Origin of the sequence: Chryseobacterium limigenitum, assembly GCF_900114875.1 — a bacterium.
Lineage (GTDB): Bacteria > Bacteroidota > Bacteroidia > Flavobacteriales > Weeksellaceae > Chryseobacterium > Chryseobacterium limigenitum.
This window is the reverse complement of record NZ_FPKW01000009.1, coordinates 13,240-27,439: the sequence shown is the minus strand read 5'-3', so window position 1 is coordinate 27,439 and position 14,200 is coordinate 13,240. Positions and strand designations below refer to the sequence as shown.

Annotated in this window: 21 protein-coding genes; 8 read left to right on the top strand and 13 right to left on the bottom strand. The window is 36.5% G+C overall.

Translation table 11 applies throughout. The features are described from left to right. Nucleotides 1-40 precede the first annotated feature (40 nt). Entirely contained in the window at nucleotides 41-322 is a 282-nt protein-coding gene (locus BT156_RS12205; protein ID WP_170857310.1) for a hypothetical protein, read from the bottom strand. Here BT156_RS12205 and BT156_RS12200 point away from each other — a divergent pair. The 4 genes from BT156_RS12200 to BT156_RS22105 all read left to right on the top strand — a co-directional run bounded on the left by BT156_RS12200 (nucleotide 306) and on the right by BT156_RS22105 (nucleotide 3,857). Continuing rightward, a complete protein-coding gene (locus tag BT156_RS12200) occupies nucleotides 306-818 on the top strand; it encodes a tail fiber domain-containing protein (RefSeq protein WP_072410459.1) in 513 nt (170 codons plus the stop codon). The genes BT156_RS12205 and BT156_RS12200 overlap by 17 nt on opposite strands. Nucleotides 819-1,079: 261 nt before the next feature. Then, entirely contained in the window at nucleotides 1,080-1,280 is a 201-nt protein-coding gene (locus BT156_RS21905; protein ID WP_139255464.1) for a hypothetical protein, read from the top strand. 828 nt (nucleotides 1,281-2,108) lie between these two features. Next, nucleotides 2,109-2,303, top strand: coding sequence for a hypothetical protein (locus tag BT156_RS12185; RefSeq protein ID WP_072410455.1), 195 nt, complete (start codon nucleotides 2,109-2,111; stop codon nucleotides 2,301-2,303). 1,413 nt (nucleotides 2,304-3,716) lie between these two features. Then, the gene (locus tag BT156_RS22105) at nucleotides 3,717-3,857 is read left to right on the top strand and encodes a hypothetical protein (RefSeq protein WP_170857309.1); all 141 of its coding nucleotides are present in this window, start codon (nucleotides 3,717-3,719) and stop codon (nucleotides 3,855-3,857) included. Nucleotides 3,858-4,853: 996 nt separating this feature from the next. Here BT156_RS22105 and BT156_RS12170 read toward each other — a convergent pair. The 3 genes from BT156_RS12170 to BT156_RS22100 form a co-directional block, all read right to left on the bottom strand. After that, entirely contained in the window at nucleotides 4,854-5,084 is a 231-nt protein-coding gene (locus BT156_RS12170; protein ID WP_072410448.1) for an Ogr/Delta-like zinc finger protein, read from the bottom strand. Between the two features lie 171 nt (nucleotides 5,085-5,255). Further along, a complete protein-coding gene (locus BT156_RS12165) occupies nucleotides 5,256-5,441 on the bottom strand; it encodes a hypothetical protein (protein WP_072410446.1) in 186 nt (61 codons plus the stop codon). A 12-nt stretch (nucleotides 5,442-5,453) separates the two neighbouring features. Beyond that, the gene (locus tag BT156_RS22100) at nucleotides 5,454-5,591 is read right to left on the bottom strand and encodes a hypothetical protein (RefSeq protein ID WP_170857308.1); all 138 of its coding nucleotides are present in this window, start codon (nucleotides 5,589-5,591) and stop codon (nucleotides 5,454-5,456) included. Nucleotides 5,592-5,883: 292 nt separating this feature from the next. On the opposite strand from BT156_RS22100, the gene BT156_RS12160 reads away from it, so the two are divergent. Beyond that, nucleotides 5,884-6,090: a hypothetical protein gene (locus BT156_RS12160; RefSeq protein ID WP_072410444.1), complete on the top strand. Its 207-nt coding sequence runs from the start codon at nucleotides 5,884-5,886 to the stop codon at nucleotides 6,088-6,090. A gap of 60 nt (nucleotides 6,091-6,150) precedes the next feature. Here BT156_RS12160 and BT156_RS22095 read toward each other — a convergent pair whose 3' ends face one another. The 6 genes from BT156_RS22095 to BT156_RS12135 all read right to left on the bottom strand — a co-directional run bounded on the left by BT156_RS22095 (nucleotide 6,151) and on the right by BT156_RS12135 (nucleotide 10,291). Then, nucleotides 6,151-6,312, bottom strand: coding sequence for a hypothetical protein (locus tag BT156_RS22095; protein WP_170857307.1), 162 nt, complete (start codon nucleotides 6,310-6,312; stop codon nucleotides 6,151-6,153). A 19-nt stretch (nucleotides 6,313-6,331) separates the two neighbouring features. Continuing rightward, nucleotides 6,332-6,637: a hypothetical protein gene (locus tag BT156_RS12155; protein ID WP_072410442.1), complete on the bottom strand. Its 306-nt coding sequence runs from the start codon at nucleotides 6,635-6,637 to the stop codon at nucleotides 6,332-6,334. Continuing rightward, nucleotides 6,634-8,652, bottom strand: coding sequence for an AAA family ATPase (locus tag BT156_RS12150; protein ID WP_072410440.1), 2,019 nt, complete (start codon nucleotides 8,650-8,652; stop codon nucleotides 6,634-6,636). Before BT156_RS12150 ends, BT156_RS12155 begins: the two co-directional genes overlap by 4 nt. 10 nt (nucleotides 8,653-8,662) lie before the next feature. Then, a complete protein-coding gene (locus BT156_RS12145; protein ID WP_072410438.1) occupies nucleotides 8,663-9,031 on the bottom strand; it encodes a hypothetical protein in 369 nt (122 codons plus the stop codon). A gap of 95 nt (nucleotides 9,032-9,126) precedes the next feature. Then, nucleotides 9,127-9,897 (bottom strand): hypothetical protein, encoded by a 771-nt coding sequence (locus tag BT156_RS12140; protein ID WP_072410436.1) that lies wholly within the window; start codon nucleotides 9,895-9,897, stop codon nucleotides 9,127-9,129. Further along, nucleotides 9,890-10,291: a hypothetical protein gene (locus BT156_RS12135; RefSeq protein WP_072410434.1), complete on the bottom strand. Its 402-nt coding sequence runs from the start codon at nucleotides 10,289-10,291 to the stop codon at nucleotides 9,890-9,892. The genes BT156_RS12140 and BT156_RS12135 overlap by 8 nt, the downstream gene beginning before the upstream one ends. A gap of 348 nt (nucleotides 10,292-10,639) precedes the next feature. Here BT156_RS12135 and BT156_RS12130 point away from each other — a divergent pair, with 348 nt between their 5' ends. From BT156_RS12130 to BT156_RS12125, 3 genes are all read left to right on the top strand, one after another. Continuing rightward, on the top strand, nucleotides 10,640-11,167 hold the full coding sequence (locus tag BT156_RS12130) for a hypothetical protein (RefSeq protein ID WP_072410432.1): 528 nt from the start codon (nucleotides 10,640-10,642) through the stop codon (nucleotides 11,165-11,167). A 249-nt stretch (nucleotides 11,168-11,416) separates the two neighbouring features. Next, nucleotides 11,417-11,569 carry a hypothetical protein gene (locus BT156_RS22090; protein ID WP_170857306.1) on the top strand — a complete coding sequence of 51 codons (153 nt, stop codon included), beginning with the start codon at nucleotides 11,417-11,419 and terminating at the stop codon, nucleotides 11,567-11,569. Nucleotides 11,570-11,739: 170 nt separating this feature from the next. Beyond that, nucleotides 11,740-11,982 carry a hypothetical protein gene (locus BT156_RS12125; protein WP_072410430.1) on the top strand — a complete coding sequence of 81 codons (243 nt, stop codon included), beginning with the start codon at nucleotides 11,740-11,742 and terminating at the stop codon, nucleotides 11,980-11,982. 30 nt (nucleotides 11,983-12,012) lie between these two features. Here BT156_RS12125 and BT156_RS12120 read toward each other — a convergent pair whose 3' ends face one another. The 3 genes from BT156_RS12120 to BT156_RS12110 are packed head-to-tail and all read right to left on the bottom strand — an operon-like array spanning nucleotide 12,013 to nucleotide 14,053. Beyond that, nucleotides 12,013-12,924 (bottom strand): hypothetical protein, encoded by a 912-nt coding sequence (locus tag BT156_RS12120; RefSeq protein ID WP_072410428.1) that lies wholly within the window; start codon nucleotides 12,922-12,924, stop codon nucleotides 12,013-12,015. A gap of 2 nt (nucleotides 12,925-12,926) precedes the next feature. Then, the gene (locus tag BT156_RS12115; RefSeq protein WP_139255463.1) at nucleotides 12,927-13,700 is read right to left on the bottom strand and encodes a hypothetical protein; all 774 of its coding nucleotides are present in this window, start codon (nucleotides 13,698-13,700) and stop codon (nucleotides 12,927-12,929) included. Then, a complete protein-coding gene (locus BT156_RS12110) occupies nucleotides 13,697-14,053 on the bottom strand; it encodes an aminotransferase class IV (RefSeq protein ID WP_072410424.1) in 357 nt (118 codons plus the stop codon). The genes BT156_RS12115 and BT156_RS12110 overlap by 4 nt, the downstream gene beginning before the upstream one ends. Nucleotides 14,054-14,200: the final 147 nt, after the last annotated feature.

Here is a 14,200-nt window from a genome sequence, read left to right as displayed (position 1 = left end):
ATATTGTATTTGAATCTCAAAAGATATTTAATCGTGATTCTCAACCAACAAACTTTGTCTTCAGTGCAAAATGATCTACGACAAAAGTCGGTATCAATACTGCTACTCCACAATATACCCTTGATGTCGTAGGTAATACGAACGTAACCCAATCACTTTCTATCCAAGGAAGATCTGATATTGCTATTGCAACACCGGTATTAGAAGGAGAACTTGGTGGAACTCTTGTTCCTGTTGATACAGGATGTACCGGCAGAGGATGTACGTGACCTGTAGCTACTACACCATTCTTCTCTGCAGATGGAGTGAACAATGTCGTCAATATTAGAAAAAATACATTATCAAGAAATCAAAATGTACTCAATGTCTATGGAGATACAACTCTTCAAGGAACGGTAAAAGCGACAAGCTATATTGCTGTGGGGTATCCTAATACCTTTGCACCATCATCAACCGATAAACTCTTCGTCAATGGTAGTACTAGAGCAAATGCTTACTACTACAACTCAGATGCAAGATACAAATCAAATATTGCTCATCTTGAGACACCGCTTGAAAAAGTGCTTTCTCTTAACGGATATAGATATTACAACAAACTCTCAGAAAAAAATGACATCGGAGTGATCGCACAAGAAGTAGAAAAAGTATTCCCGGAACTTGTTCAGACTGACGCTGAAGGATACAAATCAGTATCTTATGGAAACCTCGTAGCTCCAATTATTGAAGCAATCAAAGACTTGTTTAATAAATATGTAGATCAACAATCACAAATTGATGCTCTTGAAGCAAGAATCCAAGCTCTCGAACAAGCTAAATAATACTTAATTTCACTTTTATCTTACACACCACACACGATGAAAAAACTTTTATTTACGATGTTCTATGCAACGGTTGTCATAGCTGGGATGTGATTACTAACAAACGGATCAGAGACGTATGCAAAATGTCCTATTGAAGACCCAGATAATCCAGCCTCTTATGATTGTCATATACCGGCATGTACAGCATTCGCTAATGGATTAGATCTCAATGAAATTCCAAGACCTTCTGGCGGGACATATTATTATGGAAGTAATTCCATGTATGTTACAGAAGAAATGAATACATCAGCTTATCTATGTGATGGTTCCTATTTCGATTTGGGATATCAGAATGGTATTGTCAGTGTCAATAATGGGATAGCAACATGGACTTGCGACACATCTTCTTCACCGAGTTCAGTAAATTCTGTAAGTTGTTCAGCTCCTGTAAGCACTCCTACAAATTCATGTAATCAATGAACTGCTTGTACTAATGATGCTCAGTGTTGATCAGGGATCTGTGCATCAAATGCCGGTTCTTATGCGATGCCATGAGGAGTTAATATATCTGATTGGAATTCAAGTAGTCCCGGGTGGAATACCATGTGTGGATATGAAGTCGCAGTGCCAACTTCTACTCCAAATCCCAGTGGCCCTCTAGTACCTCATATTAATTGTGGTGTAGTTGGTCAAAATCCGGATCCTGGTCCGGGAATGAAGTACATTATACAAACAGGATACTGTAGAGATACCGATCCTAGTCTTGTACAATGTGGATGGATAACTACACCACAAGTATGTCAATGTGAGCCTCTTGGATTTCCATGAGCCTGTGGAAATGCTAATGGACAAACACTCACTGCTGCTCCTACTATGCCAGCTCAACTTTGTTGAAAAGGAAATACACCATCTCCAGTTACATGAGTGTGACCTTGGTCTTGGCAATGTACTGGATCAGACAATACTGTAGCTCAATGTAGTGCAAATATTGCTGCATCTCCAACGAATGGAGTCTGTGGATCAGCAAACAATGGCTCATACTCTGCTGCTCCTACAAACAACCTTTGTCAATCAGGGACAGCAAGCACAGTATCTGGAAATGGTCCTTGGTCTTGGTCGTGTAATGGAGCAAATGGTTGATCGAATGCTTCGTGTAGTGCAAATATTGCTCCTGTACACGCTATGTGTGGAACTGCTAATGGTATACCTACTTCAGCTGCTCCTTCTGGTGCCAGTCTTTGTCAAGTAGGAGTACCTCTTCCTGTCTCAGGTCCTGGTTGAAACCCTGCAAGCTTTACTTGGTCTTGTATGGGACTTTATGGAGGTAATAATATAGCTTGTTCTGCTCCTTATCAGTCAACTACAACTTGTGTAAACTATGCTCCTACTGGTATCCATGCCGGATTGGATACAAATATTGCACCTACTGAAAATATCAAAGCAATTGCACTCAATTTTGATTACCATAGCCTGCCTGATACTGTTGCTACTACTACCGGGTGAGTAAAATATATTGAATGATCCGGATATACCTTCACTGGTCTCATATCTGCCACTCAATACCTAAAAGTAGATATCTTCAATCTTGCTAAAACATCTGATGGAGTTACTCCGGAAGCACAATTTATCCAATTTAGAGATATTCAGGCAAGTGGTGAAGCGGGTAAATTCTATGGATGTAATGCCACAGATTGGAATTTTATCAATCCTCTCACATTATTGCACAATCAACAGAATGCAAATAATGGAATGCAAGCAGATGCTGCTGATCTTAACCGATGATGGATTTATCCTAATAATCCTGCTTCTCAATTTGTAGCATGGAATAAAGCAACAAGAGGATTCAACGTTAACTGTCAGGTCTGTACTACTACAACACCTGATCCATATCCTATTACAAGAAACGCTTCGTGTGAGGCAATACCGGCACACACTATATACAACACTACGAGTATAATTGTACAAACTCAAGCCTCTAGCTGAGCTGCCTGGTTGCCCGGTACGAATTCAGTGTATGATACTATAGCGTCTACTTCTGAATGTAGATTCGTCTGTGAAACAGGATATAACCGAAATGGTTCTGCTTGTGTGGCAAATACGCAAACAGCAAGTTGTCCAGACCTTACTATTGCTAACGCAACAAGTAATGGTGCTACATCTTGGACACAAACACGAAGTAATGTTGATGGATGGACACCACCAGTTTATTCTTGGACTCATAATACTAATTCTGGTATCTGTACCTTCCAATGTAATATTGGTTACAACCGAAATGGGTCTGCTTGTATACAAAATCTAACTTATTCGTGGGATATTGGTGACTGGTGAGTATGTTCAAACAACCAACAGACTCGTACTGTTGTTTGTAAAGATAATAATGGGAATGTAGTTGATGATAGTTTATGTCCTCAACCGAAACCTCCTCTTACACAAACTGCAAACTGTTCAGCTCCTGAGACTTATTCGTGGGATGTCAGCAATTGGTGAGTATGTGCAAATAATCAACAAACGCGTACTGTAGTTTGTAAAAATAGTAGTGGTACAGCTGTAGCAGATAGCTTCTGCCCTCAACCAAAACCTGTTACTTCTCAATCTGCTACTTGTCCTTCACAAGCAGAGATATGTGAAGCTCATTATGGAGAATCATGTACAGGAACAGGTGATACCTTAGGATATGGTGGTACCTGTCTAAGTTATGTACCATGAACCATAGGAACGTGTAATACAAATTCTTCTGTATCATGTACAACAGCTAGTCAATGTCCTGATCGAGTTACTCCAACATGGTTTCCAACTGCGTATACACCAGCAACCTGATCAATCGGACTTTCATGAGACGAAGTAAAAATCTTCAATAACAATGGATGATATATCGGTATCTGTAGCAAGAAGGTATTTGATTTCTATAGTGGTAAAGTGCCTTATAATGTCCTCAATGCTGAAGGTATGGGAAGTTGGGATGGAGATGGCTGGACTAACCAAAGAAGTGCAGTCTATGCTATAGGTGAACCTTCTTACTATCTCTTCAACAATCAAAATCTTACGAGTCAAGGTTGAAATACCTATTACTATACTAAGCTTTGTAGAAATATCAATTGAGCTGCACTTTATGCTGCTGCTACTTCATCATCAGATTCTGTATATCTTATTGGTCCATCAACCAGTAACCAACGATATATTCATCACGTAAATCTTAAGTATAATGCTCATGTATGGTCATGGTGAAACAACAACCGGGCATGATTCCAATCTTGGGTGCTAAAACCATCTGATCACCCACCGCAAGAAGCAACTGTTCAAAAAACATGTAATGCAACTACTCAGACTGTAGGTAAATACTACTGTCCTACGAGTCCCGTCCAGTGTGCAAGTCCGGTTGCAATAGCAGAATATGTAAATTCTAGTAGTATGTTTGGATGAGATGCTATGTTAGCAGCAAGCTCATTTACATCATATAGAGATGGGTTTATATATGGGTGGTGAGGTACAAATAGCTGGAAAGTATTTAGAGGACTCAACGCTAGCGGTACAGATTTAGCATCTACTAATGGTAGTACGGCAAGAACTATGAGCAACATAGGATCTAATGTATTAGTACAACGATGATGAGTAAATGGTCTTCCTTATTGTAACTATATACTTCCTAAACCTCCCGGTCTTACTTGGTAATATAAAATAAACACTTAATTAAAAACAAAGAGTCCGTTTTCACTAGTCGTGAGACGGACTCTTTGTTTTTGAAAATGTACAGTATAAAACTTTACTTATCCTCAAAGATTTTTAATTTCCAATAGCCTCTCTGCAAAGAGTAATCTCCAAAACACCTAATAGAGCGAACATGGTAGAAGTAATTACCGTTGTACTTTACTGAAGAGTACTACTAAAGACTAATTCTACAAAATAAGTTAATGATACTGTATATTTTTCAAATAAAAGATAATCCCGTATCATATTGTAATTATACGGGATTTTTTATTAATCTCACTTAATAGGTCTTTAAACACATTATAACAACCTATATATAAACCTATTATAATCCAAAATTAACTTCATTTACTTTTGCTTGCCATCATCCTTTTTTACTGGCGGACCACTTTCTTCAAATTCCTCTTTAATTCTTTTACATTTCTGATTAATACAGTGATAGATCACCCATGTACCGCCACTAATGTATATTTCTTCCCGAGCATACATATAATGACCACAATACGGACAGATTTTTCCTTTTGCCATACCATTTATTTTATTTCTTTCAAAATTGAAGAATATTATAACGATGTCCATGTGGTTTTTCCACGTTTTTTACATTCATTTTTCAATATAAAACTCCGGCATGGAAAAACTGAAAGCAGGCTGAAAATATTTAAACAGTTTAAATCAGGAAAATCCCTCTGAATTATACAACTGCACACTTGCCAGAAGATAGTGATTGCCCGCTTTGTCTTTTACAGGATATCATTTCAATTCAGGATAAAAATCAATTCTAAGCTGTTCATTGGTAAACTCATTGTCAATAACTGGTAAAAAATCATGAGATTCGAGCCAATCTTTTTGATTATCTGTAATAATATCCTGTTTTTCGGGATCAAATACTTCATTGAATTCTACACACAGATCGTTTAATTCCAGATATTTTTCCAAAGGATATTCCTGTCATAAATAATTGAAGGTATGGATACAGTTTTTTCCTGCGTGGTTAAAAACAATTGTAGTTGAATTGTAAAAATCCGGGAACTGATCATATCCCAATTGTTGCATCCGGTGTTTCAAGGTAGTTTGAAGTGTATTCATGATAAACAAATTATAAGATAAAGAAATCCGGAGATACTACTGAGTTTTTTACGAATTGCAAGAGTTATTGGTGGCTATCAAAAAAGTCGCAGTAAATTTGACAAAAGAAAAAATAAGGTTATCATTCTATTGCGTTTTAATTCTTATCGCAAAAATCATGAACACATTCAACTCTATGTCGGAAAGTAGAAACCCATCCGAATCAGTCCAAAACAATGCTAACAAGTCACAAGATCTGGCTCAGGCACTTTCTGACCAATGAGATGTAAAAATTGAAAATGATGAAAATTCATTGGATCTTTCGTCATTTACAAAAAATCACAATTTCAATACTTCTGATACGGAGTATCTCGAAAATGTTAAAACTCAATTATTAGAAGATCGCAGTTTCAGTAATTTTAAAAAAGTGATTGGAGAATTACCTTTGGATAGAACGGATCTTGCAGAAGTGATCAGCTTTATATACGCAAGGATAATGAGCAATAACTCCAGCGTATAAACATGATAAAATGAAAACCCTTCCATGAACAATTTGTTCAGGAAGGATTTTTTTATCTGGTTAATTAAAAAATTTTGCCAGCAGAATAAATAAAAGATACAATACTCCAATAATGACAGCCGTCATAATCAAAGCAGAAAAAAATTCTTCAGTCCCTGCCCATACAAACAAAAAAATAAGAGCAGAAGCGATCCAGAAGAAATAGCCTTTTTTAAAACTCATTTGTCCCATATTTTATAAATTAAACGTTAACCAATACATTTTGAAGCCATGCAATTCCTCCTCCGTTTACAAAGTGAGAAGACGTGGAAATAGCTGCAGCATATCCCTCCATTGTTGCTATTTTACAGGTATGTCTGTTTTCCTCACATTTTAATTTCATATCAGACAGCTTACCTCCGCGATGACATTTTTTGCAGCTTACGTGAGCAAACTCATCTAATGTTAATACTCCGCCACATGGCCATGAGTGTCTCCAATACTGTTGAGAGGTATTATAACCTTCCAAAAGACAACTGGGACAATACATATATAGCTCTATTTTCATAAGGATTTAATCACTAATTCTTCAATTTTTCTAACAACACTCCCTATAGGCAATCCTTCCCAACCATCCAAAGCTGAAGAATCCATTTCATACTTTTGAGCTAAGATCTTTAAATCTTCAGCTCCTGTATTGGAAATTTCAACACTAGATTCAAAGCCTGTGTTCCTGAATTGTCCGGCATCTTTTGTTGTGGCGATTATGGCTAAGATAGGTTGTCTGTTTCCATTTCCGCTGAGTGTTGCTTTTAACTTAGTGAGTAATAACTCAGATTGGGGATGATGCTCTACATTTTTTACGAAAAAAATTGAAGGTGCAATCTGTCTGCATCTTTGAAGTTTATTTTCCAAATCAATGATTGTTTCGGAAAGTGCAAGAGAGATATAATCCATTGCGTCAAATACAATAAATTCATATCGAAACTGATGGGAAAATGATTGTGTAATTGTCCTTTTCCCGCTTCCTTCCTCTCCTATTAGAAGAAAATTCATAAAAGGCAGACGTTGTGTAAAGTAAGACTTTGACGCTTTCTCTGTCCATTGGTGGATAACTTCCATTCTTTGACGCAATTCATCAGAAACAATCAATTCGTCCCAAGGAATGAAACTTTTACTTGTATTGATTCCACGAAGAGGGGTCGGGGTTATTTCTTTAAGGGTTTGCTGAAAGTCTGTTGGTTGCAAACGGATAGGATGATTGTTTTCATCCACTTCAATTCTACCATTGGTAGAATCAATGATTAGGTTTCTTCTGATTGCTTTGATGACCGATAATCTATAGAGCGAAACCAGATCGGCACCTGAATACCCATTGGTCACTTCACTAAGGTAAACCATAAAAGAGTCGTTGACAGAATTGTCCAACACAGACGAATTATTTAGCGGTATATTCTTTTTGAGAATATCCAGTCTTGCCGTTTGGTCAGGTAGTCCGATCTCGTATTCCAGCTCGAAACGTCCGGGTCTCCTTAATGCATTGTCTACACTATCAATTCGATTAGTGGCTCCTATCACAAATAATCCTTTAGCCGAACGTATCCCATCCATCAGGTTTAAAAGTGTTGCCACTGTGTCAATCTGATGGCTTTCCGAACTTTCATGATCACGTTTTCGGGCAATGGAATCTATTTCATCGATGAAGAGTACACTATTTTTATATCCTGAAGCTTCTTCAAACTTTTCACGAAGCCTTTGTTCTGCAACTCCCACATACTTGGAATTCAATTCGGGACCTTCAATGGAAACAAATTTTGCACCTAAAGAATACGCAATAGCTTTGGCGATCATTGTTTTTCCATTGCCAGGAGGACCATACAATAGTAAACCTTTCGGAGGCTGTATTTTAAATGTATCTAGTATATGGGGATAAGTTAATGGAATTTGGATAATTTCCCTAATGTTTTGAATAATAGAATCAAGTCCTCCTATCATTTCAAAATCAATGACTTTTTGTTGGTGTTCCGGTAAGCCTTCCAATGTAATGGTCGTATTTTCGGTTACCCTGAGCGCCTCGTCTCTTTCTGTAATAGGAAATATTTTGCTTATATTGGCAAAACAAGACTTCTGTGTTCCCGTTTGAAGCTGTATACTTTGTGCATAATGTACCAGTCTGTTTTTAGTTTTGTATTGCTGTATGGCAAATTCACTTTCATCTTCTGACCATGTCATGACAAGATCTTCCGGTAGTTTGAACAGGATGGACTGAGCTTCTTTTAGCTGATGGATATCTAAACATTTTATCTCAACCAGAGTGTTTTCATCAAAATATTCTTTTTTTGAAATCAAAGATGGCAATATAAAAAATTTGTTTTCATCAAGTCTGGAGGAGAGCATTTCTAGTTTGCAGTATAGGATAAATTCTTTCAATGGTTCATTGCAGATAATTGTGACATACGCTGCCCCTTTATATCCTTTGGGAATAAGAGAGTTATAGCAGGATTCACTGACCCAAAGTGCGTCAGTCAATTTTGGAAATTTTCGAACCAATTCTCCTGTAATAAATGTTAAACAAGTATTCATGACAAGAGTTTTAAAATTCGCCCATATTGGTCAAAAATGCCTGTAACCATGCAATTCCTGCCTGAGTAACCATCTGGCCTGCTACTGCTACTACCGAAGCAAGTTCACCAGATGTAGTCCCTATGAATTCATATCCTGATTCCGATCCGGAACCATGATTGGGATTGGGACAACCATATTTCCAGTCTTTCACATGGGTCTCTCTATTACAATTTTCGCAAAGGTAATAAGCATTTTCACCCATAAAGATAATTCCACCACATTGATGATGTGTCCAATAGGTTTGAGGAGTGTGCTCTCCTTTACTTTTGCAGACCGGACAGCTTATATGTAATTCATAATAGGTATAGCCGTTTTGTATTGTTTTTCTTAATGCCATTGTATTATTTTTTTGAGATTATTAATCAATAATTATCGGAAAGTGATTGTGAAAATATTTATATTTCCAGCGATTTTAATTTTATTCGGAAATTTCTACGCTTTTCTATTCTTAAAAATTTGATTAGATAAGTGAACTACCGGATCAAAATGAATATCCCAAAGATATTTCTTCCGTGTGCTTTCCAAAAACAAAAGAGGCGTTTTCTCGGTATAAATCTCGATGAAAGCATTGTAAAGCCTTTGCAATCCTTCTTCAACCGTTCCTCTCTGATGAACGGTAAAAACCACATCATCTCCTTTTTCCATAAATGCTGCGTAGTGTTTCTCCACAATATCCTGAGCTCTGAGCCATGCTCCAAAACCTTCATGAACAGATTTTTCTTTTTCTTCTTCACTAAATTGCGAGATGTCGTTTTCAATATCTCTCACATATTTATGAACCGTCTGCATTACTTGCCTAACATCATGAACCTGCCTGTCTAATGCGCTTACAACAGGGATAAAGAACCGGTCTACATCATCGTAAGGAATATTTTCTTTTCTGCCTCCATACCACATCAAAAGGTCTTTAAGAAAATAGGAAACCGTTTTATGAAACAGCTCTTCGTCATCGAATTTGGTTTGATAGAAGAGTGCTGAACACTGCAATTGTGTTTCTCCATACAAAAGTTTTATAGTAGGAGGATTTTTTTCGTCATCATGAAAATCCCGTTCACTGCGTACAGCAGTAATATCCAATCCCTCATATAATTCTTCTGCAAGAAGGAATCGCTCCAGTCGCTCCAATGTAATAATCACATTATGAAATACATCGTCAAATGCTTTTAAACGTATTTGGATCTGTTGTTGAATTCTCTCACTCATCTTCCTGATCTTTTTTAGTCGTGTTAATAATCGCAATGTGGGTTTCCTCACGGAATTCCACCAGATAAATTTCTTGAAGACTGGCTAAATAGTCCTGCAAATTTTGTTTATTTCCAATCTGCCCAATCATGGATACGGCAAAAGGATAATCCAGAGATTCAAATCCATCAGAGGCAGAACCTGTTTTTAAACGCATACGGTGCGAGGTTTGATTAACTTCCCATCGGTCAATCTTGGCTTGTTCTGATCCTGAACTGATAAACCATTTTTCCGTATCCAGTTCGAGCTCTTCATCGGTTTCATCATAAAACCACGTTTCACGATCTAGCACTCGTGCTTGCCCGAGTTCATTCAAAACTTTTGGGCTGACAAATTGTAAGGGTAATATTTCCATAAATTAATTTTTATCTGTTACAAAAAAGCAACAGTGGTTACAATTCCAAAAGTAGAGCGTTCTGTAATCCCGCCAATGTGGTTTTCCCACGTTTTTTAGTTTCTTTTCCAGAACAGACAATGAATGTTAAAAAGTGGGGTGAAAATTGACAAACAGAAAAATAGCGTTATAATAGTATTGCCTTTTATTACATAACTACACTGTATGAATAAACCGAATCATTTGAAAGAACCACAAACTCATCCGACATCTGTTCCGGTTGAGAATTCTACACCGGAAAATCTGATTCAGGTTCTTTGAAACTGAGAGCTGTCAAACAATGATAAATTAGGAACTCCTCATGCGTGAATGATAGATTTTATTCCGCTCGAAAACGGAGAGTCTATCAACAGAAAAAAATTTATAGACTCCGTGAAAGAATATTCTGCTAAAGCAGTTCATCTTCTTCCCGTGGGTGGAATGATAAAGCAAAAAATACTTCAGGAGATAGGAATACAACCTTATGATGCCGGAAAAATTAACACCATCTATAAAATAGGAAGACAACGAATATCTCCGCAAAACAGGAACAGATCGAATGTGTATGGAGAATGCCAACCCATTTTAAAGAATGGAAAGCTTTCTTTTACCATTGCGATGGAAAATAATGCTCCCAAAAAGTTATTTATGTATTTTCTCTGCCATGAAATCGATCATATGGTGGGATATCTGGGATACCGGTTTTCTATGAAAGAAATGGGATACAGCCAGCAACAGAGGATGGAAGGGTTAAGTGATGATGTCCGAAGCATGAAAACAGAATTCTTCGCCCGCATCAATACCGCCAATGAAGCAATGCTTGGAGCAGAAGACCGGGATTTTGTTTTTGGAGTGTGAACCTGAAAAGCACCCTGAAAACAGGATATCTATTCACAAAGTAAAAATTATGCAACCCAATATATAGGAGCAAGAAACAGATTGTATAATCTGCTGCTCAAAAAATATGGTGCAGCTACCGATGCAAAGCATCAATATGCAGCCATTAAAGAACCGTGATATACAAAATTTACTCAGCTGTGCACAACATTTGCAAAATACCTGCTATTTAGCGATTCGATGGATTGATTCAAGGATTTTATTGACAGAATGTCTGCCATTGCCACTTCCAGCAACAGTATTGAGCAGGCAATCAACAGATTGGCAGGGGAAACAGGAGAGATCAGACTCAAAGGTAAAAACTTAGAGCTTGTGAAACAATTATGGGATCAGCACAGAACTGTTTTATTGTCCTGTAAGTAAAAAAGCCTGAAAAAAATCAAATAAATCTTGACAAAAAGAAAAATAAGAGTAGTATTATATGGTATTTTATATCCTATCCTATTATCATGGAAAAAAATAATTTCAATCAAAACCATCAGAAAAATGCATCGAATTGAGCTCAATATTCGGTAGAATCAGAGATATCCGATGTGCTAGAGAAAGATTTTATCAAAACAAGTCTTGATGTCAGTTTATTAAGCAAACATGATCCTGTTTTCCAAAAACAGAAATTGTCTTCACATGATCTTGAATACTTACAGGAAGTGGTTAATCGTTTGAAAGAAAATAATTCTTTGGAAAACTTCTTTAAGGAAATTAACGAGATTCCACAAGACAAACCTGAATTAACAGCCCTTGCCGGATATCTTCATTTCAAAATTATGTTCAATTAGCAGCAATCGGCACAAAACATCCTTTTACGTTTATAAAGACGGAAACGGATGTTTTTTTGATTTATTTTTTTGCTTTTGCTCTTCAATGTACCCAGTCATCCACTCATCAAAGTCTACCGAATGAGTTAAGAATTGGGTAAGACTTTTGTAAAGAGGATGGGTATTCTCTTTAAGGTTTTCTTCATCCAAAATGTCGTCATACTGATTGTTCAGCTTTACAATCTCCAAATGGTATTTCCTGCATAATGCAATTTTCTGCTTTCTTTCCTGTAAAAGATCTCTGTAGGTTTCTAATTTTTTCAGATATTCACTTTTGTCTTGTGTAACATCACTATTTCGCATCAATAAGAGGATTCCGAAAAAAGAAGTGAAAAATGAGGATATTAGGTATATTGTTTTATTTTCAATTTCCAGATTAATCCCATAAATCATTAAAAGATTGAAAAAAGGAAGCCCGAAAACAGCCAACAAAGCCATGCTTAATTTGTTCCATTGTATTTTATCGTCTTCCTTTTTCTTTATTGTACAGTTCATTGCAAAATTAATGATGGCAAAAGAAAATAATACGGCTCCTAAAACTTCAATAATATTCCAGATAAAATAATAATCTCCAAAAGTATCTTTTAGATTGAACCCATGAGAGATGATGCCCAGCATAAGGAAAGATCCGAATGATTCGAAAATGATCAATGTCCACTTGAGGATACTGATTGAGGATATTCCTTTTTTTAAAGACTCCCGTCTGGTGTTGATATGGATTTCCATTTCCTCAAAATCCTGAATATCTTCCTCTAAACTTAGTAAGGTTGACGGGGACTGCAAGGCATATTCAATGTTGGAAACTCTTAGAAGGGCTTCTTTAATTTTTTCATACCGTCTGTGGACTTCTACAAATCCGAAACTCTGATTGTTTTTATACGTAATATTATTTTTTTCTGCCATGTTTATTGGTTTAAAAGGGTTTTTAAATATTCGTTAAATTCCTGTTCTGTGGTTATATTAATCAATTTTTCATCAGAAAGATAAGGTACAGAGCTTGTATAACCAGGTCGAAGCACTTTGTGGGAAATTTTTATCTGGGTATCATTTCGTGGAAAGTTGACCAGATCGGAATAAGTAATGATGATTTTATTCTTTATTTTCTCATACTGGTTTTTATCCATAAAATAATTTCTGAGTTTTTCGTCCGCCACCTGCAAAGCACCGGAACAATCGCTCCCTTTTGACTGGTTACTTTTTTGAAGCAAAGGAGTGAGTTTACTAAGTAAAATTTTCTTATTCTCCGTAAAGTCACTCCATACTTTTGCATTAGCAACTTTTTGACGATCAATATTTTTTTCGTGTTCTTGACGTCCGGAGACTACCGATCCTGCATCCTGCTTATATTCCAAATCTATTCTTTCAGGTGCAGTCAATTTTAAAAAGAGTTCTTTATTTCCTCGGGAATCTTCATCTACAGAATTGAAAAATACGATCAGATCATTGCGGTCCTCATTCTGGTTGCTATAGTTATAAAGATGGTCGATAAGACCGGAGATGTAAGCCGAGTCCACTTCGATATAGTTCTCTTCTTTTCCTCCTTTGGAAGAATAACTGTTGCTGGATTTGTCCAGTATAATATAAAACAGATTCAATCCTTTTTTTGGATGCTCTTGCTTCTGTTCTTTACAGGAAAGCATCAAAAACGTCACTATAAATAATAGTAGAGTTGTTCTCATTTTTTAAAGAATGAAGTGATGATTAGATAAATAATTAGCAAAAACAAGATGATATAGATTATCGAAATGAGCATGCTTCCCAGCATAATGCCCAAAAGAAGAATAACAATGTCGAGTAAAAAAGATACTGGAGTGACCATTACCTTGAGAACATTTCCGAACTGTCCCTGCTGTCCCAAAACACTATTAATACTCTTTGTTACAGTAAATTTTTTGGAAAACGAAAAGGTATCCTGTGCAAAGGTATAGGTTCCGGAAGAGGTTACTTTCTTCAGGGTCATTTGAAAAGAATGTGTCATCCGACGTTCATAATACCTTAAATTCTCCTTATCAGGAAGTTGCATAAATCCCATAATAGTATTTTTATTTAAAAAATTTTCTCAAAAGAATATAAATCAGATAAACAGCCCCAAGTACAATTCCTGCTAACAGAAATGCAGAAAATATATTTTCCGTTTCTATCCATGTGTAGAGAAAAATTACGATTATAACAATCCATA

Bases quoted from the DNA above. Each gene is read 5' to 3' on its own strand.
- BT156_RS12115 (WP_139255463.1), bottom strand. From the start codon at position 13,700: ATGAGAACAACTCTACTATTATTTATAGTGACGTTTTTGATGCTTTCC.
- BT156_RS22095 (WP_170857307.1), bottom strand. From the start codon at position 6,312: ATGAGTTTTAAAAAAGGCTATTTCTTCTGGATCGCTTCTGCTCTTATT.
- BT156_RS12145 (WP_072410438.1), bottom strand. From the start codon at position 9,031: ATGGCATTAAGAAAAACAATACAAAACGGCTATACCTATTATGAATTA.
- BT156_RS12130 (WP_072410432.1), top strand. From the start codon at position 10,640: ATGATAGATTTTATTCCGCTCGAAAACGGAGAGTCTATCAACAGAAAA.
- BT156_RS12110 (WP_072410424.1), bottom strand. From the start codon at position 14,053: ATGGGATTTATGCAACTTCCTGATAAGGAGAATTTAAGGTATTATGAA.
- BT156_RS12170 (WP_072410448.1), bottom strand. From the start codon at position 5,084: ATGGACATCGTTATAATATTCTTCAATTTTGAAAGAAATAAAATAAAT.
- BT156_RS22100 (WP_170857308.1), bottom strand. From the start codon at position 5,591: ATGAATACACTTCAAACTACCTTGAAACACCGGATGCAACAATTGGGA.
- BT156_RS12140 (WP_072410436.1), bottom strand. From the start codon at position 9,897: ATGAGTGAGAGAATTCAACAACAGATCCAAATACGTTTAAAAGCATTT.
- BT156_RS12150 (WP_072410440.1), bottom strand. From the start codon at position 8,652: ATGAATACTTGTTTAACATTTATTACAGGAGAATTGGTTCGAAAATTT.
- BT156_RS12135 (WP_072410434.1), bottom strand. From the start codon at position 10,291: ATGGAAATATTACCCTTACAATTTGTCAGCCCAAAAGTTTTGAATGAA.
- BT156_RS21905 (WP_139255464.1), top strand. From the start codon at position 1,080: ATGTATGTTACAGAAGAAATGAATACATCAGCTTATCTATGTGATGGT.
- BT156_RS12185 (WP_072410455.1), top strand. From the start codon at position 2,109: ATGGGACTTTATGGAGGTAATAATATAGCTTGTTCTGCTCCTTATCAG.
- BT156_RS22090 (WP_170857306.1), top strand. From the start codon at position 11,417: ATGTCTGCCATTGCCACTTCCAGCAACAGTATTGAGCAGGCAATCAAC.
- BT156_RS12120 (WP_072410428.1), bottom strand. From the start codon at position 12,924: ATGGCAGAAAAAAATAATATTACGTATAAAAACAATCAGAGTTTCGGA.
- BT156_RS12155 (WP_072410442.1), bottom strand. From the start codon at position 6,637: ATGAAAATAGAGCTATATATGTATTGTCCCAGTTGTCTTTTGGAAGGT.